The sequence below is a fragment of the Enterobacter sp. R4-368 genome (assembly GCF_000410515.1).
GTDB lineage: Bacteria > Pseudomonadota > Gammaproteobacteria > Enterobacterales > Enterobacteriaceae > Kosakonia.
Map to the genome: position 1 here is coordinate 2,260,528 of NC_021500.1, position 21,331 is coordinate 2,281,858.

23 protein-coding genes are annotated in these 21,331 nt (G+C 54.1%); 8 read left to right on the forward strand and 15 right to left on the reverse strand.

The annotated features are described in order from the left end of the window. Window positions 1-2: 2 nt before the first annotated feature. The 10 genes from hypA to yghX form a co-directional block, all read right to left on the reverse strand. On the reverse strand, window positions 3-341 hold the full coding sequence (gene hypA, locus H650_RS10525; RefSeq protein ID WP_020455247.1) for a hydrogenase maturation nickel metallochaperone HypA: 339 nt from the start codon (window positions 339-341) through the stop codon (window positions 3-5). Beyond that, a complete protein-coding gene (gene hybE, locus H650_RS10530; protein WP_020455248.1) occupies window positions 334-813 on the reverse strand; it encodes a hydrogenase-2 assembly chaperone in 480 nt (159 codons plus the stop codon). The genes hypA and hybE overlap by 8 nt, the downstream gene beginning before the upstream one ends. After that, the gene (locus tag H650_RS10535) at window positions 803-1,300 is read right to left on the reverse strand and encodes a HyaD/HybD family hydrogenase maturation endopeptidase (RefSeq protein ID WP_020455249.1); all 498 of its coding nucleotides are present in this window, start codon (window positions 1,298-1,300) and stop codon (window positions 803-805) included. Before H650_RS10535 ends, hybE begins: the two co-directional genes overlap by 11 nt. Then, a complete protein-coding gene (gene hybC, locus H650_RS10540; RefSeq protein ID WP_020455250.1) occupies window positions 1,300-3,003 on the reverse strand; it encodes a hydrogenase 2 large subunit in 1,704 nt (567 codons plus the stop codon). Before hybC ends, H650_RS10535 begins: the two co-directional genes overlap by 1 nt. Further along, on the reverse strand, window positions 3,000-4,172 hold the full coding sequence (hybB, locus tag H650_RS10545) for a Ni/Fe-hydrogenase cytochrome b subunit (RefSeq protein ID WP_020455251.1): 1,173 nt from the start codon (window positions 4,170-4,172) through the stop codon (window positions 3,000-3,002). Before hybB ends, hybC begins: the two co-directional genes overlap by 4 nt. Then, window positions 4,162-5,139, reverse strand: a complete 978-nt coding sequence (hybA, locus tag H650_RS10550) for a hydrogenase 2 operon protein HybA (protein ID WP_020455252.1) — start codon at window positions 5,137-5,139, stop codon at window positions 4,162-4,164. Before hybA ends, hybB begins: the two co-directional genes overlap by 11 nt. A 2-nt stretch (window positions 5,140-5,141) precedes the next feature. Beyond that, the gene (gene hybO, locus H650_RS10555) at window positions 5,142-6,260 is read right to left on the reverse strand and encodes a hydrogenase 2 small subunit (RefSeq protein ID WP_020455253.1); all 1,119 of its coding nucleotides are present in this window, start codon (window positions 6,258-6,260) and stop codon (window positions 5,142-5,144) included. A 241-nt stretch (window positions 6,261-6,501) separates the two neighbouring features. Continuing rightward, window positions 6,502-6,789 carry a DUF2623 family protein gene (locus H650_RS10560; RefSeq protein WP_025263833.1) on the reverse strand — a complete coding sequence of 96 codons (288 nt, stop codon included), beginning with the start codon at window positions 6,787-6,789 and terminating at the stop codon, window positions 6,502-6,504. Window positions 6,790-6,857: 68 nt separating this feature from the next. Beyond that, window positions 6,858-8,507 carry a methyl-accepting chemotaxis protein gene (locus H650_RS10565; RefSeq protein ID WP_020455255.1) on the reverse strand — a complete coding sequence of 550 codons (1,650 nt, stop codon included), beginning with the start codon at window positions 8,505-8,507 and terminating at the stop codon, window positions 6,858-6,860. Between the two features lie 991 nt (window positions 8,508-9,498). Then, window positions 9,499-10,386: a YghX family hydrolase gene (gene yghX, locus H650_RS10570; RefSeq protein WP_020455256.1), complete on the reverse strand. Its 888-nt coding sequence runs from the start codon at window positions 10,384-10,386 to the stop codon at window positions 9,499-9,501. Between the two features lie 166 nt (window positions 10,387-10,552). Here yghX and H650_RS10575 point away from each other — a divergent pair, with 166 nt between their 5' ends. Further along, on the forward strand, window positions 10,553-11,593 hold the full coding sequence (locus tag H650_RS10575; RefSeq protein ID WP_020455257.1) for an aldo/keto reductase: 1,041 nt from the start codon (window positions 10,553-10,555) through the stop codon (window positions 11,591-11,593). A 41-nt stretch (window positions 11,594-11,634) separates the two neighbouring features. On the opposite strand, the gene H650_RS10580 is transcribed toward H650_RS10575, so the two are convergent. Next, window positions 11,635-12,129 carry a TIGR00645 family protein gene (locus H650_RS10580; protein ID WP_017457486.1) on the reverse strand — a complete coding sequence of 165 codons (495 nt, stop codon included), beginning with the start codon at window positions 12,127-12,129 and terminating at the stop codon, window positions 11,635-11,637. 87 nt (window positions 12,130-12,216) lie between these two features. After that, window positions 12,217-12,723: an ESA_00282 family adhesion-associated protein gene (locus tag H650_RS10585; protein WP_017457485.1), complete on the reverse strand. Its 507-nt coding sequence runs from the start codon at window positions 12,721-12,723 to the stop codon at window positions 12,217-12,219. A 102-nt stretch (window positions 12,724-12,825) separates the two neighbouring features. On the opposite strand from H650_RS10585, the gene H650_RS10590 reads away from it, so the two are divergent. From H650_RS10590 to H650_RS10600, 3 genes are all read left to right on the forward strand, one after another. Beyond that, a complete protein-coding gene (locus H650_RS10590; RefSeq protein ID WP_020455259.1) occupies window positions 12,826-13,230 on the forward strand; it encodes a hypothetical protein in 405 nt (134 codons plus the stop codon). Then, entirely contained in the window at window positions 13,223-13,666 is a 444-nt protein-coding gene (locus H650_RS10595) for a hypothetical protein (protein WP_020455260.1), read from the forward strand. Before H650_RS10590 ends, H650_RS10595 begins: the two co-directional genes overlap by 8 nt. Before the next feature lie 116 nt (window positions 13,667-13,782). Beyond that, window positions 13,783-14,679, forward strand: a complete 897-nt coding sequence (locus H650_RS10600) for an SDR family oxidoreductase (RefSeq protein WP_020455261.1) — start codon at window positions 13,783-13,785, stop codon at window positions 14,677-14,679. Between the two features lie 49 nt (window positions 14,680-14,728). On the opposite strand, the gene exbD is transcribed toward H650_RS10600, so the two are convergent. Both exbD and exbB read right to left on the reverse strand, forming a co-directional pair. After that, window positions 14,729-15,154 (reverse strand): TonB system transport protein ExbD, encoded by a 426-nt coding sequence (gene exbD / locus H650_RS10605; RefSeq protein ID WP_020455262.1) that lies wholly within the window; start codon window positions 15,152-15,154, stop codon window positions 14,729-14,731. A 6-nt stretch (window positions 15,155-15,160) separates the two neighbouring features. Continuing rightward, window positions 15,161-15,892: a tol-pal system-associated acyl-CoA thioesterase gene (exbB, locus tag H650_RS10610; protein ID WP_044489488.1), complete on the reverse strand. Its 732-nt coding sequence runs from the start codon at window positions 15,890-15,892 to the stop codon at window positions 15,161-15,163. A gap of 251 nt (window positions 15,893-16,143) precedes the next feature. On the opposite strand from exbB, the gene metC reads away from it, so the two are divergent. Then, entirely contained in the window at window positions 16,144-17,331 is a 1,188-nt protein-coding gene (gene metC, locus H650_RS10615) for a cystathionine beta-lyase (protein ID WP_020455264.1), read from the forward strand. 116 nt (window positions 17,332-17,447) lie between these two features. Further along, window positions 17,448-18,107: a DedA family protein gene (locus tag H650_RS10620; RefSeq protein WP_020455265.1), complete on the forward strand. Its 660-nt coding sequence runs from the start codon at window positions 17,448-17,450 to the stop codon at window positions 18,105-18,107. A gap of 34 nt (window positions 18,108-18,141) precedes the next feature. Here H650_RS10620 and H650_RS10625 read toward each other — a convergent pair whose 3' ends face one another. Continuing rightward, window positions 18,142-19,041 (reverse strand): AraC family transcriptional regulator, encoded by a 900-nt coding sequence (locus H650_RS10625; RefSeq protein WP_017457477.1) that lies wholly within the window; start codon window positions 19,039-19,041, stop codon window positions 18,142-18,144. A gap of 195 nt (window positions 19,042-19,236) precedes the next feature. Between H650_RS10625 and yqhD the strand changes: the two genes are divergently transcribed. Together yqhD and dkgA are read left to right on the forward strand one after the other, a co-directional pair. Next, window positions 19,237-20,400 carry an alcohol dehydrogenase gene (gene yqhD, locus H650_RS10630; protein WP_020455266.1) on the forward strand — a complete coding sequence of 388 codons (1,164 nt, stop codon included), beginning with the start codon at window positions 19,237-19,239 and terminating at the stop codon, window positions 20,398-20,400. A gap of 101 nt (window positions 20,401-20,501) precedes the next feature. Then, window positions 20,502-21,329 carry a 2,5-didehydrogluconate reductase DkgA gene (dkgA, locus tag H650_RS10635; protein ID WP_020455267.1) on the forward strand — a complete coding sequence of 276 codons (828 nt, stop codon included), beginning with the start codon at window positions 20,502-20,504 and terminating at the stop codon, window positions 21,327-21,329. Window positions 21,330-21,331 lie beyond the last annotated feature (2 nt).

Sequence of the window (21,331 nt, forward strand, 5' to 3'; positions counted from 1 at the left end):
CTTTACTCCACTTCGATACTTTTGATCTGCACGCCGTCGCTGCGCTCAATATGCAGCGTCGGGCAGTGGCAGAGCGGGCATTCATCGTGCCGCTCGGCTTCCACTGTCTGGCTGCAATTCCAGCACCAGGCCTGCGCCGGTTTATGGAGGATATGCAATGTGCAACCCTGCGCCAGCGTTTCGCGGCAGGCGATATCAAAACCAAACCGCAACGCGCTCTCTTCCACACAAGCCAGCGCCCCCACTTCCAGCCATACGCCCGTCACGCGCTGCGCGCCGTTTTGCCGTGCCTGCTGTTCAATGATCTCCACCGCGTTCTGGCACAGGGATAACTCATGCATGCGCTTTGTCCCGTAGCCCTTGCAGTAACGCGCGACGGCTTAGCGCGGCATCGGTGACCGGCAACGAAAGCGCCATTTTCAGGCAGTTATCGGCAAGCGCGATGCCAGCATCAACAGACAATCCCCGATCGAGCGGCGACATCAGCGAGCAGCTCAGGTATTGCCCCAATGCGGGTAATTCGCCGACGGTAAAGGTCATTTCGCCATAGGGCAATCGCAGCCCCAGCCGCTGGCTCACCGGGCGGCGAGGCCAGCACTGCTGCGGGCCGGGGTAGATTTGCAGACTCAGCATCCACGGCGTCAACACACAACCCAGCCACTGTTCTTCAAAGCGGGTGAACGGCGTGACATACACCGGCATGGTTGCATGGACAAATGGCAGACCCTGCATCTCCTGCTCGGCTATCGCCATAAAAGCCGCCTGCACTTCGCGGTGCGGCGAAACGTCAAACCCCATCACCTCATCCTGCATGTTCGGTCTCCCGTAAAACAGGCTCCACGCCGGATTCACGCAGCGCCGCCAGCACGGCCTGGAGCGCGGTGTCCAGGCTCGCCGTCACCACCGGTGTCATGCCGATATGCGGCTCCAGAGAAGACGGAATAACGCCAATCAGCGTCAGTTTTTTCGGAAACTCGCCGGTGAAACGCAGCGCCGACAGCACATCCGATAGCCCCAACTGGTGCGGCGAAATTTTATTGCTGAACAGCGTTGGCACGTCGTCATCGCGCAGGCAAATGACTGTACCCGGCTCGCTTTTGCGGCTGACCACCGCATCGGCGATGATCAGATGTTCGCGGTTAGCCATCGCCTCAAGCAGCTCCATGCCCGCCGTGCCGCCGTCCAGCACCTCGACATGCGCGGGCAGGTGGTAACGCTGCTCAAGCGCTTCCACCACCCGCACGCCTATCGCTTCATCGGTGAGCAAAATGTTGCCCACGCCTAATACTAAAATTGACATCACAGCACCTTCACCGCGACAACATCGTTGCCGTCGGCATCCACCACATGTACCGCGCACGACATACACGGATCGAACGAGTGAACGGTGCGCACCACTTCCAGCGGTTTTTGCGGATCGGCAATTGGCGTTCCCACCAGTGACAGCTCGTATGGCCCGGCGGCGTCGTTGAAGTTGCGCGGACCGGCGTTCCAGGTTGACGGCACTACCGCCTGGTAGTTATCGATTTTGCCGTCTTTGATAACGATCCAGTGGGAGAGCATGCCGCGCGGCGCTTCAAGGAAGCCGACACCTTTAAACTCGCCGCTGGTCGGGATTTCCGTATGGGCGATAGTTTGCACATCGCCTTTGCCGATATTGTCTATCAGTGCCTGATACTGCTGCTGCAAGACCTGATGTAACTCGCAGGCATGAACCGTACGGCCGATAATGCGCCCCAGCGTGGAGTGCAGTTGCTCCACCGCCACCGTTTTACCGGTGAGTTTCTGGTAAATGGCGGTGATATCGTGCAATTTCTCCGTCGTTGCCGGGTGTTTCGCTGCCAGCTTGCAGAGCATATTGGCGAGCGGCCCCACTTCGACCGTTTTGCCGTAAAAGGTGGGCGATTTAACCCAGGAGTATTTGCCCTCTTCCTGCCAGCCGGTGTACTGCGGCAGCGTGGTGCCCTGCCACGGCTCCTGCGGCGCCTCGTCTTTATACCAGGCATGTTTCGCGCTCTCCTGAATGCCTTTAATCAGGAAAGGATCGGTGTGGGTGTTGATTTCACGGTAGGTCGCAAGATCGGCATTTTCAATGTAGCCACCAGCAAACAGGAAGCTGCCGTTGTTGGCATCGGTGGGGAATTCCGGCGTGCTCAGGTAGTTCACCGCGCCTTTACCGAGCGTGAGCCATTCCGGGTAAAACGCCGCAATCACCGCCGTGTCGACTTTATAAACCTGCTCGATAAACCCTTCCAGCTTGTCGATAAACGACTTGAGATACATCAGGCGTTCAAGGTTCAGCACTTCGATGCCATCAAGATTGATCGGGTTGGCAACCCCACCCACCGCCAGGTTCTGAATGTGCGGCGATTTACCGCCGAGCAGCGCGACAATGCGGTTAGCGTCGCGCTGACACTCCAGCGCTTGCAGGTAGTGCGCGACGGCAATCAGGTTTACTTCCGGCGGCAACTTCATTGCCGGGTGGCCCCAGTAGCCGTTGGCAAAAATGCCCAGTTGGCCGCTGGCGACCAGCGCTTTGATCTTCTCCTGCACCGCTTTGAAGTCGTTTTCACTGTTAAGCGGCCAGTCGGAAAGCCCCTGTAACAGCGCGGCGGCTTTCGCCGGATCGGCATTCAGCGCGCTGGTGATATCGACCCAATCGAGCGCCGAAAGCTGATAGAAATGGACGATATGATCGTGAATCGAGTGGGCGGCCAGAATGATGTTGCGGATGTACTGGGCGTTGCGCGGCACCTTCACCTCCAGCGCGCTTTCTACCGCCCGCACCGAGGCAATGGCATGGATCGTTGTACAAACGCCGCAAATGCGCTGCATGATGATCCATGCGTCGCGAGGGTCGCGGTTTTTGACAATCTCTTCCATCCCGCGCCACATGGTTCCTGACGACCAGGCCTTTGATACAACGCCGTTTTCAATTTCGCAATCAATGCGTAAATGACCCTCAATACGGGTAACCGGATCAATGGTGATACGTTGACTCATGCTTTACTCGCCTCATGTCGCGCAGATGTTTTTAACGGAGGAATAATCGGCAACAGACGTATCAGTAAGATGTACGCACAGACTTCAATTGCCACAAAACCGATGGAAATCAATAACTCTTCCGCTGTCGGGAAGTAGTGGTAGCCGTTGCCAGGATTAAAGGCCAACAGCGAATAAGAGAGCCGCCACAGCGCACAGCCGAGCAGCATGCTCAACGCGCCAAGGAACAAAAAGCGGGAATCACGGCGCAAACGCGGCGCGCGCAGGATCAGCAGCGGCAAGGCCAGCAATGCCATTTCCAGCCAGAACATCAGGCTGTAAAAATCACCGGCAAAGGCGTAATGCCATTTGTCACGCCACGTGATCTCTCCCAACCGCAGCACCAGGAACAGCGCTAACAGCACGCTCAGGATGTTAATCAGTTTGCTAAACAGGCGTTTTTCATCCGGCCCGTTGCCGCGCAGGCTGGCCTGCATTAATGAGCCTTCGAAAATGACAATCGAGAAACCCATAATAAACGCGGTCAGCAGCGAGAAAACCGGCAGCATTTCATAGCTCTGCCACAGCGGGTAAACCTTATATCCGGCGGCAATCATCAACGAGCCCATCGACGACTGGTGCATGGTCGGCAGCAGCGCGCCAAGTGCGATAATGAAAAACATCACTTTATTGAGACGGCGCAGCGAAACCTTCCAGCCGAGCCTTTCCAGCAGCGCCGGGGCGAACTCCAGCGCCATCACGCCGATGTAAATCGTCATACAGACCGCGGTTTCAAACAGCACTGAATTGACGTTGAAATGGCCGGGAATATAGAAGTAAGGCAGATTCCAGTAACGTCCGACATCGATGGTGATGGACAAGCCGCCCAGCGAATAACCGAACAGGCTGCACAACAGCGCCGGGCGCACCAGCGGGTGATAATCGCCCCGGTTAAAGACATACACCGCCCACGCCAACGCCCAGCCGCCACAGGCAAAGCCGGTGCCGATCAGCAAATCAAACGCGATCCAGATCCCCCACGGATAACCACCGTTCAGATCCGAGACCGATCCGAGCCCGAAGATCAAACGCTTGAGGATAAAGATCGCGCACAGCACGATCAGCGGGGCGAACAGCAGCACCGGTTTACTCAGCAGTTTGCCGCCCATCGCTTGTGGATCATGACTCATGATCGCCTCCGTCATGGTTGTCCCGCGTATTGCGGCGTACCAGTGCGGTCAGCCCAACCAGCACGGCGAGCGGCAACATCATGCCTTTGTAGACCGTATGTTGAACATGCTCAGAGCGTGCGCCGGTTGCCAGGTCGTCCAGCTCCGGCAACCCCAGTTCCTGATAAGGAACCCCGGTCAGCACCAGCACCTGCGTGCCGCCGCCCTCTTTCTCGCCGTACAGATGCGGGTAGTAGCTGGGCACGTTATGCACGTAGGTGTCGTTGGTGTTCAATGTCTGGCGCGGGTAGCGGTACTCAGAGCCGGGTTTCATCGCGAGACGTTTTTTGGCTTCGGCGAGCAGTTCTTCGCGCGTGCCGAAAATCACCGCGCCCGCCGGGCACACTTCCACACACCCGGGCAGCTCGCCGTTATCCAGCCGCGCCACGTCTTTCTGGTTGCAGAGCTCGCACTTATGCAGCGCGCCGAAGGGGTTGTTGTAGTCATACTTCGGCACATCGAACGGACAGGCGACCATGCAGTAGCGGCAGCCGGTACAGACGCTGGCGTCGTAGTGAACGATGCCGGTTTTGGCGTCCTTTTTCAGCGCCTGCACCGGGCAGACGGAAACACAGTTGGCATCCACGCAGTGCATGCACTGCTTTTTGATATAGGCATAACCGTCGCGCAGCTGGTCTTTGTTCTCCCCGCTGCCGCTGTGCCAGACCTGAATAATGTTATTGGTATAAGGCGAAAGTTTGTCGTTATTCGACCAGGTTTGCTCGCCCTGTGGGTTACGCTGCGGCGTGTTAATTTCCTGGCAACGCGTCACACAGGCCTGACAACCGACACAGAGCGTGGAGTCGTACAACATCCCCAGCGCGCCGGGGATCGGCGGGCGGTTTTGCGCGGCGGCAAAACTCGCGGACGATCCCCCCACCAGCAGCGCCCCGCCGGACGCCACTTTGAGAAAATCACGTCTGTTCACGGCTAGTCTCCCTGTGAATCCGTGTCGTTTTTCTTCTGCTGGCGGCCCAGTTCACGCACGGTCATCACACCGACACCCGCCACCAGGCCGACGACGCCACCCAGCAAACCGACTGCGCTTGCCGACACGGTGCCGCCCTCTTTCAGGTTGACGTCTGGTTTCGCGGCGCGCGGCGTAGGGTTATCCACATGCGCAAGCTGGGAGATGCCTTTGTGAAAGCCAACCCCTTCTTCGTTACAGCCGTAGCACGGGTGACCAATGGCAACGGGCCAGACACCGCCCACATCGCAAAACTGCAACGTTGAGCAGTTGCCCCAGGTTTCCGGGCCTTTGCAACCTAAGTGGTACAAGCACCAGCCTTCGCGATGCCCCTGATCGCCGTACGCTTTCGCAAAGCGCCCGGCGTCAAAATGCGGTCGACGTTCGCAGTGCTCGTGAATTAAGCGTCCGTAGGCAAAACGGGGACGGTTTTTGGCGTCAAGCGCCGGAGGTTTGCCGAAGGTGATGATATGCGCCACCGTGGCAAGGAAGTTTTGTGGGTTCGGCGGACAGCCGGGAATGTTGATTACCGTTTTGCCAGGTAGCACCTCTTGCAGGCTGACTGCACCGGTCGGGTTAACGCCCGCCGCCGCCACGCCGCCCCAGGCGGCGCAGGAGCCAATAGCGATAATCGCCGCCGCGTTTTCTGCCGCTTTTCGAATATGATCGACAATCGGTTCGCCGGCGACCATGCAGTAAACCCCGCCGTCTTTCATCGGAATCGAGCCATCGACCACCAACACGTACTGGCCTTTATACTGCTCCAGCGCCCGGTGTTTATTCTCTTCAACCTGGTGACCAAACGCGGCAGAAAGCACTTCGTGGTATTCCAGCGAAATGGTTTCCAGCACAAGGTTTTCTACGGTGGGGTGCGTCGCGCGAAGCAGTGATTCAGTACAGCCTGTGCACTCCTGCGCGCCAATCCAGATAACGGGTGGACGCTGAGGGTGACTGACGGCTTCGGCCATTTCGGCAGCGGCTTTACCGCTTAACCCCATGGTCGCCGCCAGTGCAGCACACAGTTTCATAAAATCACGACGGCTCACGCCATGAGACGCAAATTGTTGGTTCTCTCCTGCCATTTATTGTTATCCCTTAGCCTGGACTAGGATTATTCTCCACCCATTGGGCAGATGAATGCTGCGATCGCCCCGACAAATAATCACATAAAAAACAAGGGTATTATGCAAAAAGGCGGAGAGTGTTGCAGTAGTCACAGAAAAATGAGGGGCTTAGGGGCACAAAACGGCAAAAAAAATGAAAGTCACCCTCGACAAAAGTGACCTTCACAAAAGAGAACTACATTTTGAGCAAAGCTTATTTTTAGATTTCGAGACGGTAACCCGCCATAAAAAATCGGATCACAGTGCTGGAGTGACTCTCGCGAAAGAAATCCATCACCATGTCCTTATCCAGCCCGTAGCGACGCGTAAGAATGCCTGCTTCCCACGCGCTGAGTTGACGGTCGCCGGTTTTTTCAAACATACGATGCGAAAACCCGAGTACAAAACCACGCTTATAGTCCGGGCAGAAATGCGCCACGTTACTGGCGCTGTCCGCCTGCGCCGCATTCAGCCCGGCCATCAAGCCTTTACCAAAATGGTTGTCCATCGTTATCACCCCCACAAACGCTATATAAAAAATTATATAACGATCTTCCGTGGCGGCGATAGCGCTGATTAAAACGCGACCCACTCATCCGAAGAGGTTGATGCTTTACGCGATCCTCCGCGTGATAAATCCGGTTTTACCAGCGCGGTGGCCGCAGGTTTCTGCTGCTCGTCACTGGAAAGGCGGAACTGCTGAACGGAACGCTGCAACTCTTCGGTCTGGCGCTCCAGCGCGGCGGCGGCGGCTGAAATCTCTTCCACCAGCGCGGCGTTCTGCTGCGTTACGCTGTCCATCTGGGTAATCGCCACGCCCACCTGAGAGATGCCTTTGCTCTGTTCATCCGTCGCAGAAGCGATCTCTTTCATAATGGTGGTCACCTCTCTCACAGAACGCAGAATGCTTTCCATGGTGGTGCCGGTGTCATTGACCAGTTTCGCGCCTTTCTCCACGCGGGAAACGGAATCCGCGATCAGCGTTTCGATCTCTTTCGCTGCGCCGGCACTGCGGCTGGCGAGGTTACGCACCTCACCCGCAACCACTGCGAAACCACGACCTTGCTCACCCGCACGCGCGGCTTCCACGGCGGCGTTAAGCGCAAGAATGTTGGTCTGGAAGGCGATGCTGTTAATCACGTTGGTGATTTCGGCGATTTTCTTCGAGCTGTCGGAGATGCCATCCATCGTGCTGATCACTTCTTTTACCAGCGCGCCGCCTTTGCTGGCGGTGGTCGACGCCACTTCTGCCAGTTCGCTTGCCTGGTTGGCGTTATCCGCGTTCAGTTTTACCGTTGAGGTCAGCTCTTCCATGCTGGCAGCGGTTTGTTCCAGTGCGGCGGCCTGCTCTTCCGTGCGGGAAGAGAGATCGTTATTACCGGTAGAGATCTCGGACGCGCCACGCCAGATATTCTCGCTGCCGTGGCGGATGCTGCTCACCGCTTCGCGCAGGCTATCCTGCATTGCTAACAGCAGCGGGATCACCTGCCCCACGCAGTTGCGCCCCATATCTTCCAGCGGCTGGCTGAGATCGCCCTGCGCCATCAAACGGAAGTGCGCGCGAATACGGTTCAGCGGTTTCACCAGCATGGCGACCAGATAGCGGTCGGTGAACAGCAGGATCAGCAAGCCAATCACCATCGCAGTAATAATCGCGACGCGCGTGGTGCTGGTGCGCGCATCGACCATCACGCGTGTTTCATCGAGGCTGCTGCTGGCCGCTTTATTAAAACTTTCTGTCGCCGTACCAAAGCTGCGGCTCAAACCCGGCGTAACATTATTAGCCTGCTGGCGGTATGCGTCTGGCGTACCTTGCTGCGCCAGCTGCATCTGCGGAGTTACCCCTTGATCCAGCAGCGCCTGCCAGGCGGCAATCACTTGTTCAGATACTTTGGGATCCATCGGGCCTGGCGATACGGCTTTAAACTCCGTCAATTTACGCGACATGGTATCCAGCGCCTGTTGCACCGGTGCCATATCTGGCGAGCCACCCGCAGCTTTGGCTTCCATCACACGGCTAAGACGAGTAACAAATCGGAAGTACTGATCATTACCCTGGCTAAGAAGGGTCATTTGCGTCACCAGCTGGCGATCAACGTCATTGCCATCAGCGACTTTTGACAGAGAAAAAACACTATATAAGCCGACGCCAGACCACAGCACGCCGAAGATCCCGAGGATCACCAGCATCACGGCTCGTATAGTAAAGTTACGAAGCATATTCATAATATTGTCCTTGCGGTAATGGTGCTTTCTCGCCTGCGGGCGAGAGTTATCTCCATTTATCGGCAAGGTGCGGAAAATATTAAATGTCTGGCTAAAAATTTTTGTATGAGAACAGCGTTGACCTTTTCTCCTTCTTCTGCCGCTTGAGTCGCCGCTAAAACGCTTATTCTGCTAACTTTACTTCAGCATGAATTTTGTTAACAGCATTGCAATCCGCTTATAAAAAATCGCATAACCAGCTAATAATAAAAGGTATTCCCTTTGATTAATCTATTATCAAAAGAACCATAAATATCACAAACGCGGAAACATTCAATTATTAAAACGCTGTGCCAGGAAATTAAAAATCACAATCAACAAATAAATTCATCAGCGGATGACGATATTAAAAAAACGATTAAACAGAGCGATATTAGTTATTATCGCCGTTTGAAAAACACCGATAAATATCCCTAATCATTGGCCAGAAAAGTCAAAAAAATAAGAGTTAAGCAACCTTTAAACACCTGTGAAGTGATGTTAAAAAAGATGTTTTTTTACGCAACACAACCCGATAGTCAGGCAGCTAACGGTGCAGGGTGAAAGGGTAAAACCCAGTCATATCGCGCTCTGTAAAGGTACGGCACCTTACGCACTTTGCCATGCCCTGCGTTAGCCGTTGGGACAAAACCTCCACAGAAGGTTATTTTTGTATACATTGATAAATATTATGAATAGCCCGCAACGATTTATGTCGCGCCGATTTTTTAGCCGCTTTCCCAGGAATTTTCGCAGAAAGAACGGGAGCCTAACGTAAATTAAAGACGCGATTTTGCCTGCCAGCAAAAGCCAGAAAAGCAAAGGCATTGCGTTAATTATCGGTTCTTCTGCATTTACGACGTAAAAACCTGGTAAGCATGGCTTATGCCGTTAACTAACACTGATAAATAAACCCAATACGACATATTCATCTTTTTTATGTTTTCCGGCATCCCTGCCAGTGCAGTAGCCGCTAGGTGAGATACCTTTTGAACCAATCGAGGGTGCGTTGCCAGGCCAATTCGGCAGCGGCTTTATCGTATCGGGGCGTCGAATCGTTGTGAAAACCGTGGTTAACGCCGGGATAAACCCACGCTTCATAAACTTTTCGATGGGCCTTTAACGCCTGCTCATAAGCAGGCCAGCCGTCGTTGATGTTCTTGTCCAGCGCCGCGTAATGCAGCAATAGCGGCGCGTTGATTTTCGCCACATCCGCCGCTGGAGGCTGTCGGCCATAAAAAGGCACCGCGCACGCCAGTTCGGGGTAAGCCACCGCCGCTGCGTTTGACACGCCGCCGCCATAGCAAAAACCGGTGATCCCCACTTTGCCCGTCGCCTGCGGATGCTTTTGCATAAACTCAATGGCGGCAAAAAAATCATTCATCAGCTTTGTCGGGTCAACTTTCTGCTGCAATGCGCGACCTTCATCATCGTTACCGGGATAGCCGCCCACAGAACTTAAACCGTCCGGAGCCAGCGCAATGTAGCCTGCTTTGGCGACGCGGCGAGCCACATCTTCGATATACGGGTTCAGCCCGCGATTTTCATGTACCACCACCACTGCCGGCACGTTGCCCTGCGTTTTTGTCGGTTTGACCAGGTAGCCACGCACATCGCCATGCCCGTTTGGCGACGGATAAGTAATGTATTCAGGATGAATGTCCGGATCGGTAAATTCCACCTGCGTTGCCAGCGCGTAGTTCGGTTTCAACAGGTTGAACAGCGCCAGCGCCGTCATGCCACCCACCGCATATTTGCCCGCCAGCTGTAAAAACTCTCGCTTATTGATCTTGCCGTGTGCGTAGTAGTCGTAGTAATCGAGCAACTCCTGCGGAAAATCTTTCGCCGTTAACCGCGTCATCGTTTATCTCCGTCTTTGTATGCCTCTCTAAGCAAAGCATAGCGCTCCGCTTTTCGCTCAAAAAACATCCAGACACAACCTCACCTTTTGATGTACAGAAAACAGACGTAAGATAGAAACATTGTTTCGAATTTTCATCGATAAGATTAAAAAGAAAGGAGACATCATGCCTGGCTTCGCCAACCCGAATCGCTACGAACAGATGCAGTACCGATATTGCGGCAAAAGCGGCCTGCAACTGCCCGCGCTTTCGCTCGGTTTGTGGCACTGTTTTGGTCACGGGCACGCCCTGGACTCACAGCGCGCCTTACTGCGAAAAGCATTTTCCCTCGGCATTACCCACTTTGATTTAGCCAATAACTACGGGCCGCCAGCCGGCAGCGCGGAGGAAAATTTTGGCCGCTTGCTGCGTGAGGATTTTGCCGCATACCGCGACGAAATCATCATCTCCACCAAAGCCGGTTACGATATGTGGCCAGGTCCGTACGGTTCCGGCGGTTCACGTAAGTATCTGCTCGCCAGCCTCGACCAGAGCCTGAAGCGGATGGGCGTTGAGTACGTCGATATCTTTTATTCGCATCGGGTTGATGAAAAAACGCCCATGGAAGAGACGGCATCTGCGCTGGCGCAGGCGGTACAGAGCGGTAAAGCGCTGTATGTCGGCATCTCTTCCTATTCCGCTGAACGTACACAACAAATGGCAGCCCTGCTGCGCGAGTGGAAAATCCCGCTGCTTATCCATCAGCCCTCTTACAACCTGCTGAACCGCTGGGTGGATAAAACCGGCCTGCTGGATACGCTGGAAGATAATGGCGTGGGTTGCATCGCCTTTACCCCGCTGGCACAAGGGCTGCTGACCGGCAAATACCTGAACGGCATTCCGGAAGGGTCACGTATGCAGCGTGAAGGCAAAAAAGTGCGTGGTCTGACGGAGAAAATGCTGACAGAGAGCAACCTCAACAGCTTGCGCTTACTCAATGACATGGCGCAGCGCCGTGGTCAGTCGATGGCGCAAATGGCGCTGAGCTGGCTGTTAAAAGATGCGCGGGTCACGTCGGTGCTGATTGGCGCAAGCCGTCCGGAACAGCTGGAAGAGAACGTTCTGGCGTTGAACAATCTGAGTTTTAGTCGCGAAGAGTTAGCGCAAATCGACAAGCACGTTGCTGATGGCGAGCTGAATCTGTGGCAGGCTTCTTCAGATAAGTAAAACGGTAATGCCGGGCGGCAGAACGCGGCCCGGCAATGAACTCAGTGTTGGTGGCGGGTTAATCGGTCCAGGTAGCCCATCACAAAAGCGGAAAGTACAAACGTCAGGTGGATAATCACATACCACATCAGTTTGTTATCCGGGACATTTTTAGCATCCATAAACACGCGCAGCAGATGAATCGACGAAATGGCAACAATCGACGCCGCCACTTTGTTTTTCAGCGATGTGGCGTCCATTTTGCCAAGCCAGTTCAACTTCTCTTTATGCTCGGCGATATCGAGCTGCGAAACGAAATTTTCATAGCCGGAAAACATCACCATCACCAGCAAACCACCCACCAGCGTCATATCCACCAGCGACAGCAGTGTCAGGATCAAATCCGCTTCCGCCAGATTGAAGATATTGGGCAGGACGTGAAAAATCTCCTGGAAGAATTTTACCGTCAGCGCAAGCAGGGCGAGGGAGAGGCCGAAGTAAACCGGGGCGAGCAACCAGCGCGAAGCGTACATTGCGTTTTCCAGAAAGCGTTCCATGTTGCGTAAAGTCTCTTCAGATTGCTAAACCGGCGTTCAGTATATCCCAGCCAGGCAAACAATTTGCAACACAAAAGCAACACGGCGCTACACCTCTTCGGGATTGACCCAGGGACGTTGGTTCTCTGGCCATACCAGCACGACCAGCGCGGGATACGCTTCCATACTGAATTCACGAAAACACTGGCGCAGGTTGAGCACATCCAGATCCGAATGCGGTACTTTTTCACCATTTACGCAGCGCTTTTTTATATTGTCGTAATACTTATACACCGCTGAATTGAGATCGCTGCAGCGACGCTGCGCTTCAAATAACCCAGGCGTACTATTTAATTCCGCCATATTCATGCGCTTAATTGTCGCATGAAGAAAATCTATATATTCATGATTAACGCGCCAGTACCACACTGGAGTAATCGCATTCATTAACGCGGAGAAATGATCTTCCCCCTCCTCTTTTGACAACGGTTGCGGTGGTAAAGGCGGATTGTCAATTTCACTAAGGGGAGCTTTTTTATTGTACTCACGCATCAATAAAAGAACGCCGCCCGTCAGCAGCAATAAAGCAATAACAGAATAAAAAATACTGTTCATGAGCAGGCTCCTTTTTTTTGATTTTAAAAGTGCGCCATGATATTGTCAACGAACCTCACGCCTGAACACCCTCTTCCCTGTTGATATTAAAGGACATTGGAAATGCTTCCCGAGAATCTTGTCCCGGCACGATTTCACATTTCTGCCGTTGAAACCAAGCCTGGAGAAGAAGGAAAAGAGCCTAATTTAACTCAGGGTAAAAGAACACTCGCTGAACATGCTAACGATATATTAGCGAATGCCAACCGTACCGGGCAGTCGAGAAATATGCTGCTGGAAGAACGCGACCGCCATATAAAAGAGCGGCTATTGCGTGTGGTAAAAATCGAGACCTTCGCGCGTTTACTTAATGATTTACAAGCGGAAGGCGAGATAGATGCCCAAACATTAAGCCAAATAATTGCGGATAAAACTCAGCAAATAAATGAAGCAGGTAATGAGATTTGGCTTAACCTCATTACCCGAGAAAAAGATACGCCAATGTTTTATAAGTTCGGGGATGAATAACGTGAACGAGGTCGATAATAATAACGTTTATTTAGCTTTGGAAGAGAAAAAAAGCGATGAATTTATCTTAAAGCAAAATAAAGAAGCCCTGATATTAAGTAAAAACGAGACTATTCAGCGAATCGCGCGTGAACTGGTTTCTATTCCTGCGGCGCTGGTGCGCCTGAAATGGCAGAACCGTCGCGAAATTTATCCGCTGCAGGTGAAAGAAGAGATTTATGGTGCGGTGATCGACGCCATCATCGCGCAAAAACCGGAGTTGCGGGACAAAATCATGGGTCGCCTGGAGGCGAACTATCAGTACATTCTGAGCCGCGAAACCGCGACGTTACGCCTGAGTCGCAAACTAAGCGATGGCGAATTCCGCACCTCGAATGTAACGACCGTGGCACTGGAAGAAGAAGCGGCGGCAAAGCGATCCGCCAACACAAAATAGCCCTTTACCTTTCCCTCGCTTGTACACCTTTGCCTCAAGATAATCCTGAATTAGTCTGCATTTTCAGCTCAGGCTTCTACCCTTAAGTACTCAACAACCGATATGGAGGGTACGTAATGGCGAATAACCAGACGAAAATGCAGGATCCCACCACGCAGTATTACACTGGCGAATACCCGAAACAGCGGCAACCAACGCCAGGCGTACAGTCGAAGATGGATCCCGTTCCCGACTGCGGCGAGAACAGCTACGTTGGTAGCGGGCGGCTAAAAGATCGCAAAGCGCTGGTGACCGGCGGCGATTCGGGCATTGGTCGCGCGGCGGCTATTGCCTATGCGCGCGAAGGCGCAGATGTCGCCATCAACTATTTGCCTGCGGAAGAGGAAGACGCGCAGCAGGTGAAGGCGCAAATCGAAGCCGCCGGGCGCAAAGCGGTGTTAATTCCCGGTGACCTGACCGATGAGTCTTTTGCCCGCTCTTTGCCGCACAAGGCAAAAGAGCAGCTTGGCGGGCTGGATATCCTGGCGCTGGTGGCAGGCAAACAGACTGCCGTGGAAGAGATTGCCAACCTGACAACGGAGCAATTTACCCAAACCTACACCGTTAACGTTTTTGCGCTGTTCTGGATCACCCAGGAAGCCGTACCGCTGCTGCCACCGGGCGGGAGCATCATCACCACCTCGTCTATTCAGGCGTATCAACCGAGCACGCATTTGCTGGATTACGCCTCAACCAAGGCGGCAATCCTCAATTACAGCCGGGGACTGGCGAAGCAGGTCGCGGAAAAAGGGATTCGGGTTAACATCGTAGCCCCGGGGCCAATCTGGACAGCGCTGCAAATTGCCGGGGGTCAGCCGCAGGAGAAACTGCCGCAGTTTGGCCAGCAAACGCCAATGAAGCGTGCCGGCCAGCCTGCGGAACTGGCACCGATTTATGTCTATCTGGCGAGCCAGGAATCAAGCTACGTTACCGCCGAAGTGCATGGCGTGACGGGCGGCGAGCACCTTGGATAACAGGCATAAAAAAAGCTGGCATCCGCCAGCTTTTTTGTTGTGTTAGGCATTACTTCGCTTTCGCGACTTCCTCGCCCACCAGACCGATCTTCAGATATCCCGCCTGATGCAGCGTATCCATCACCTTCATCATTGTTTCGTAATCCACAGTTTTATCCGCGCGGAAGAAGATGGTGGTGTCTTTTTTACCTTTGGTTAGCGTATTCAGCGCGTTAACCATCGTTTCATCGGTAACCTGATCGTTACCAATAAACATGGTGTTATCTGCTTTTACCGACAGGTAAACAGGTTTTTCCGGGCGCGGTTGCGGCTGGCTGGTCGATGCCGGCAGGTTAACTTTTACATCAACCGTGGCAAGCGGCGCGGCCACCATAAAGATAATCAGCAGCACTAACATCACGTCGATAAACGGCGTGACGTTGATTTCGTGCATTTCGCCGTTATCGTCCAGGTTTTCATTAAGACGCATTGCCATGACGAATCAACCTACTCGTAATTTTTGCGCGGTGCGAACCGGCTGGGCGTTGCTGGCGGCCAGATCCAGATCGCGGCTTTGCAGCAGCAGAACCTGCGCGGCAACATCGCCAAGGATCGCTTTATAACTGCCGATCATACGGGCGAAAATGTTGTAAATCACCACCGCCGGGATAGCTGCAACCAGGCCGATAGCCGTTGCCAGCAGCGCTTCCGCGATGCCCGGCGCGACAACCGCCAGGTTGGTGGTTTGCGTCTGCGCAATGCCGATGAAGCTGTTCATGATGCCCCAGACGGTACCAAACAGACCAATAAACGGCGAGATCGCGCCAATCGTTGCCAGATAGCCATTCCCGCGCCCCATATGGCGACCGGTGGCGGCAACGCGACGTTCCAGACGAAAACCGGTGCGCTCTTTAATGCCTTCGTTATCTTCGCTGCCGGCGGATAACTCCAGTTCGTTCTGGGCTTCGTTGATTAACATTGTGCTCAGGCTGCGGGCGTGGAAAGCGGAAGCAATTTCACTCGCCTGATCCAGAGAGCGGGCTTCAGCCAACTGCTGCTGCTCACGCTTGAGGCGGCGCTTGTGCGAAATCATCTCGACGCTTTTGCTGAAGAAAAGCGCCCACGTGACGACAGACGCCAGAATCAGGCCGATCATCACCACCTTCACAACGATGTCGGCATGCTGGTACATGCCCCACACGGATAGATCCGTCTGCATCAAATTATTACCCACAGTGTATCTCCGAGACGCAAATCACAAAATCTGTGCGCCATGATATCAAAAAGTCGTCGAATTGATAGTAGTTCTCATTAGTATTTGCAGAGTGCCTGAATTAAAAGTCATTTTCTTTGCGCTTAAGCAGTAAACAGACACCATTGAACATTTTCTGGAAAAAATTCACTCACCGGCATAACACTGCGAGGCATCCGCCAACAATCATGGTAGTCTGGACATCCAGACGTATAAAAACAGGTTGAGCGAGAATGACAGCAAAGCATCTTGATACCGCTCTGGTTAACGCAGGGCGCAGCAAAAAATACACGCAAGGGTCGGTGAATAGCGTCATCCAGCGCGCCTCTTCACTGGTATTCGACACCGTTGAAGCCAAAAAACACGCGACGCGTAACCGTGCCAACGGCGAGCTGTTTTACGGGCGTCGCGGCACGCTCACGCACTTTTCGCTGCAAGACGCGATGTGCGAACTGGAAGGCGGCGCGGGCTGCGCGCTTTTCCCCTGCGGCGCGGCGGCGGTGGCAAACACCATTCTGGCGTTTGTTGAACAAGGCGATCATGTGTTGATGACCAACACCGCTTATGAACCCAGCCAGGATTTTTGCACCAAAATTCTCACCAAACTGGGTGTCACCACCAGTTGGTTCGACCCGATGATCGGCTCCAGCATCGTGCGGCTGATTCAGCCGAACACCAAAGTGGTGTTCCTGGAATCTCCCGGCTCAATCACCATGGAAGTCCACGATGTTCCGGCGATTGTGCAGGCGGTGCGAAGCGTTGCGCCAGACGCCATCATTATGATCGACAATACCTGGGCGGCGGGCGTGCTGTTCAGGGCGCTGGAATTCGATATTGATATCTCCATTCAGGCAGCGACCAAATACCTGATTGGCCACTCCGACGGCATGATTGGTACGGCGGTGTCCAATGCCCGTTGTTGGGAACAACTGCGCGAAAACGCCTATTTGATGGGGCAAATGGTGGATGCCGACACGGCGTATATGACCAGCCGTGGCCTGCGTACGCTGGGCGTTCGTCTGCGTCAGCACCACGAAAGCAGCCTGAAAATTGCCGAATGGCTGGCGGCACATCCGCAGGTGGCGCGCGTGAATCACCCGGCGCTTCCCGGCAGTAAAGGCCACGAGTACTGGAAGCGGGATTTTAGCGGCAGCAGCGGCTTGTTTTCGTTTGTGCTCAATAAACGTCTGAACAATGAAGAGTTAGCGAACTACCTCGACCACTTCTCGCTGTTCAGCATGGCGTATTCGTGGGGCGGTTACGAGTCGTTGATACTCGCCAATCAGCCGGAGCAACTGGCGGCGATTCGCCCGGACGGCGAAGTGGATTTCACCGGCACATTAATCCGAGTGCACATTGGTTTAGAGAATGTTGACGATCTGATTGAGGATTTAGTGGCGGGCTTCCAGCGCATCGTGTAAACCTGGCTTACGGGCGTAAGTATTCAGAAAATTCTCGTTTCTTGCGCCCCCGATCAAGGTGTTTCAGGCGAACTGGAGTACAATACCCTCCTCTACGCGGTTCCACGGGAAAGTCCATGGCTGTTATTCAAGATATTATTGCTGCGCTCTGGCATCACGACTTTGCTGCGCTGGCAAATCCACATGTTGTGGGTGTTGTTTATTTAGTAATGTTTGCCACCCTCTTTTTAGAAAACGGCCTGCTTCCTGCTTCGTTTTTACCCGGTGACAGTTTGCTGCTGCTGGCTGGTGCGCTGATTGCGCGCGGCTGCATGGATTTCGTCGCGACGTTAGCCATCCTCACTTCCGCCGCCAGTCTCGGCTGTTGGCTGAGCTATATCCAGGGCAAATGGCTTGGTAATACGCGCGTGGTGAAAAGCTGGCTATCGCAGTTACCGGTGAAATATCACGAGCGGGCGACCTATATGTTTGACCGTCACGGTCTGCTGGCACTGCTGGCGGGGCGTTTCCTGGCCTTTATCCGCACTCTGCTGCCGACGATGGCGGGCATCTCCGGCCTCTCTAACCGCCGTTTCCAGTTATTTAACTGGCTGAGCGGGCTGCTGTGGGTCGGCGCGGTGACCTCGCTGGGCTACGCCATCAGCATGATCCCATTTGTGAAGCGCCATGAAGATCAGGTCATGACATTCCTGATGCTGCTGCCGGTATTCCTGCTGGTGGTCGGCCTGGTTGGCGCCGTCACGGTAGTGCTGAAGAAAAAGTACTGCAACGCGTAACGTGTTCCCCTCTTCGGCATGAAGAGGGGACGTTTTACATTCCCTGCATCATGCGAATTCTCGCCACATCTTCTCCCGGCGTCAGGCCAAAATAACGCTTAAACTCACGGCTGAATTGCGACGGGCTTTCATAGCCAACGCGCATGGCCGCCGCCCCGGCTTTCATACCATCATGCACCATTAACATGCGCGCTTTGTGCAGGCGGTAGGTTTTCAGGTATTGCAGCGGCGACGTGCTGGTCACCGATTTAAAGTTATGGTGAAACGCCGAGACGCTCATATTGGCTTCCGCCGCCAGTTGGTCAACGCTGAGGTTTTCCGTGTACTGACTTTCAATGCGTTTGAGCACACGACTTATCAGGCTGAAATGGGTCTGGCGGCTAACTAACGCCAGCAGCGCCCCGCCGCGCGGCCCGGTTAGCACGTGGTAGAGCATTTCGCGGATAATCTGTTTGCCAAGGATACGCGCATCCAGCGGACGCTCCATCACATCCAGCAAACGCTCAGCGGCACAGAGGATCTCTTCTGAAAGCACTGCCGAGTTAATGCCGCTTGCCGCCACATCCGGGCGAAAATGTTCATCTTCGCCAATATCCATCAACAGTTCCTGCAGTTGCAGGATATCGACATTCAAACGGATCCCCGCCAGCGGCACTTCCGGCGTGGCGAAGGTTTCACACTCAAACGGTAACGGTACGGTCAGCAGTAAATATTCATTGGTGTCATAACGAAAGACCCTTTCATTGATATAACCAATTTTGTGACCGGAAAAGAGAAAAACGATGCCCGGCTGATACATCACCGGCGTACGGGTTCCCGGCTGAGTACCGTACAGCAAGCGGATGTCCGGCAGCAGTGCATTGAGCCTATTTTCATTCACTTTCAATCGCTTAATCTTTTCAGTGAGCTGCAGGCAAATCTCTTCACGCTTCATTTCTCGCCACTCCGGTAGACTATTTCGACCCGTACAGTGTGCAAATTTTTGGGCTTTTTCTCCAGCCACAAGGAGAAACAGGCAAGACATCGGCAGGAATGTGCATTGAGAGCGCGCGTGCCCGCGCCCACAATAATCGCCATTGGGCAAAACACCGCCGCACTTTTTTTCACCTCAATAAGAAGGGAACGAGCAATGAACAATTTTAATCTGCATACCCCGACCCGCATCCTGTTCGGCAAAGGTGCCATTGCCAATCTGCGTGAGCAAATCCCGACTGGCGCACGCGTGCTGCTCACCTACGGTGGCGGCAGCGTGAAGAAAAACGGCGTGCTCGACCAGGTTTACAGCGCGCTGCAAGGGCTGGATGTGCGCGAATTCAGCGGCATCGAACCGAACCCGACTTACGAAACGCTGATGAAAGCGGTACAGGTCGTTAAAGACGAAAACATCACCTTTCTGCTGGCGGTCGGCGGTGGTTCCGTGCTGGACGGCACCAAATTTATCGCCGCAGCGGCTCACTATGCCGAGGGCGTTGATCCATGGCATATCCTGCAAACGCGCGGCGGCGAAATTAAAACCGCCATCCCGATGGGTTCCGTGCTGACGCTGCCGGCAACCGGCTCCGAGTCCAACGCGGGCGCAGTGGTGTCACGTAAAGCGACCGGCGACAAACAGGCGTTCCACTCCCCGTTCGTTCAGCCGGTCTTCGCGGTACTGGATCCGGTCTACACCTATACCCTGCCGCCGCGCCAGGTGGCGAACGGCGTGGTCGACGCCTTTGTTCATACCGTTGAGCAGTACGTCACTTATCCGGTTGATGGCAAAATCCAGGATCGCTTCGCCGAAGGCATTCTGCTGACGCTGATTGAAGAAGGCCCGAAAGCGCTGCAGGAGCCGGAAAACTACGACGTGCGTGCCAACGTGATGTGGGCGGCGACACAAGCGCTGAACGGCCTGATTGGCGCTGGCGTGCCGCAGGATTGGGCTACGCATATGCTGGGTCATGAACTGACCGCGATGCATGGTCTTGACCACGCCCAGACGCTGGCGGTGGTTCTGCCTGCGCTGTGGAATGAGAAGCGCGATACCAAACGCGAAAAACTGCTGCAATACGCAGAGCGCGTCTGGAACATCAAAGAAGGTTCCGATAACGAGCGCATTGACGCAGCTATCGAAGCCACGCGCAACTTCTTCGAGCAGATGGGCGTTCCGACCCGCCTTTCCGGTTATGGTCTGGACGGCAGTTCCATTCCGGCGCTGGTGGCGAAACTGGAAGAGCACGGCATGACGAAACTGGGCGAACGCCAGGATATCACGCTGGATGTGAGCCGTCGTATTTACGAAGCGGCACGTTAAGGTCTCCTTGCCCCGCCTTCCGTTTTTGGTTTTTTCGACCACACTTAATGCACATCACCTTACCGGGCGCGTCCCGGTAAGCTTATTCAAAGGAGAAATGCATGACACATCCAACCGTGATTAAGCTTTCTGACGGCAACCTGATGCCGCAACTGGGTCTTGGCGTGTGGAAAGCGAGCAACGAGGAAGTGATAACCGCCATCCAAAAGGCGCTGGAGGTGGGATATCGCTCCATTGATACCGCCGCCGCCTATAAGAATGAAGAGGGCGTTGGCAAAGCCTTAGCCAATGCAGGGGTGCCGCGTGAGGAGTTGTTTATCACCACCAAGCTGTGGAATGACGATCAAAAACATCCCGCCGAAGCGCTGAAAACCAGCCTGAAAAAGCTGCAACTGGATTACGTCGATCTGTATCTGATGCACTGGCCTGTTCCGGCTATCGATCATTACGTTGAGGCCTGGCAAGGCATGATCGAGCTGCAAAAACAGGGGCTGGTAAAAAGTATCGGCGTGTGTAATTTCGAGATCCACCATCTGCAAAAGATCATTGATGAAACCAGCGTGATCCCGGTTATCAACCAGATCGAACTGCACCCGTTAATGCAGCAGCGGCAACTGCATGCCTGGAACGCGACGCATAAAATCCAGACCGAGTCCTGGAGCCCGCTGGCGCAGGGCGGCGAAGGGGTATTTGATCAGAAAATTATTCGCGATCTGGCGGATAAATACGGCAAAACGCCTGCTCAGGTGGTGATCCGCTGGCATCTTGATAACGGCCTGGTGGTGATCCCGAAATCGGTTACACCTGCACGTATCGCCGAGAACTTTAACGTCTGGGATTTCCGCCTGGATAAAGACGAGCTGGCGGAGATCGCCAAACTGGATGCCGGTAAACGGCTGGGACCGGACCCGGATCAGTTTGGGGGTTAAGT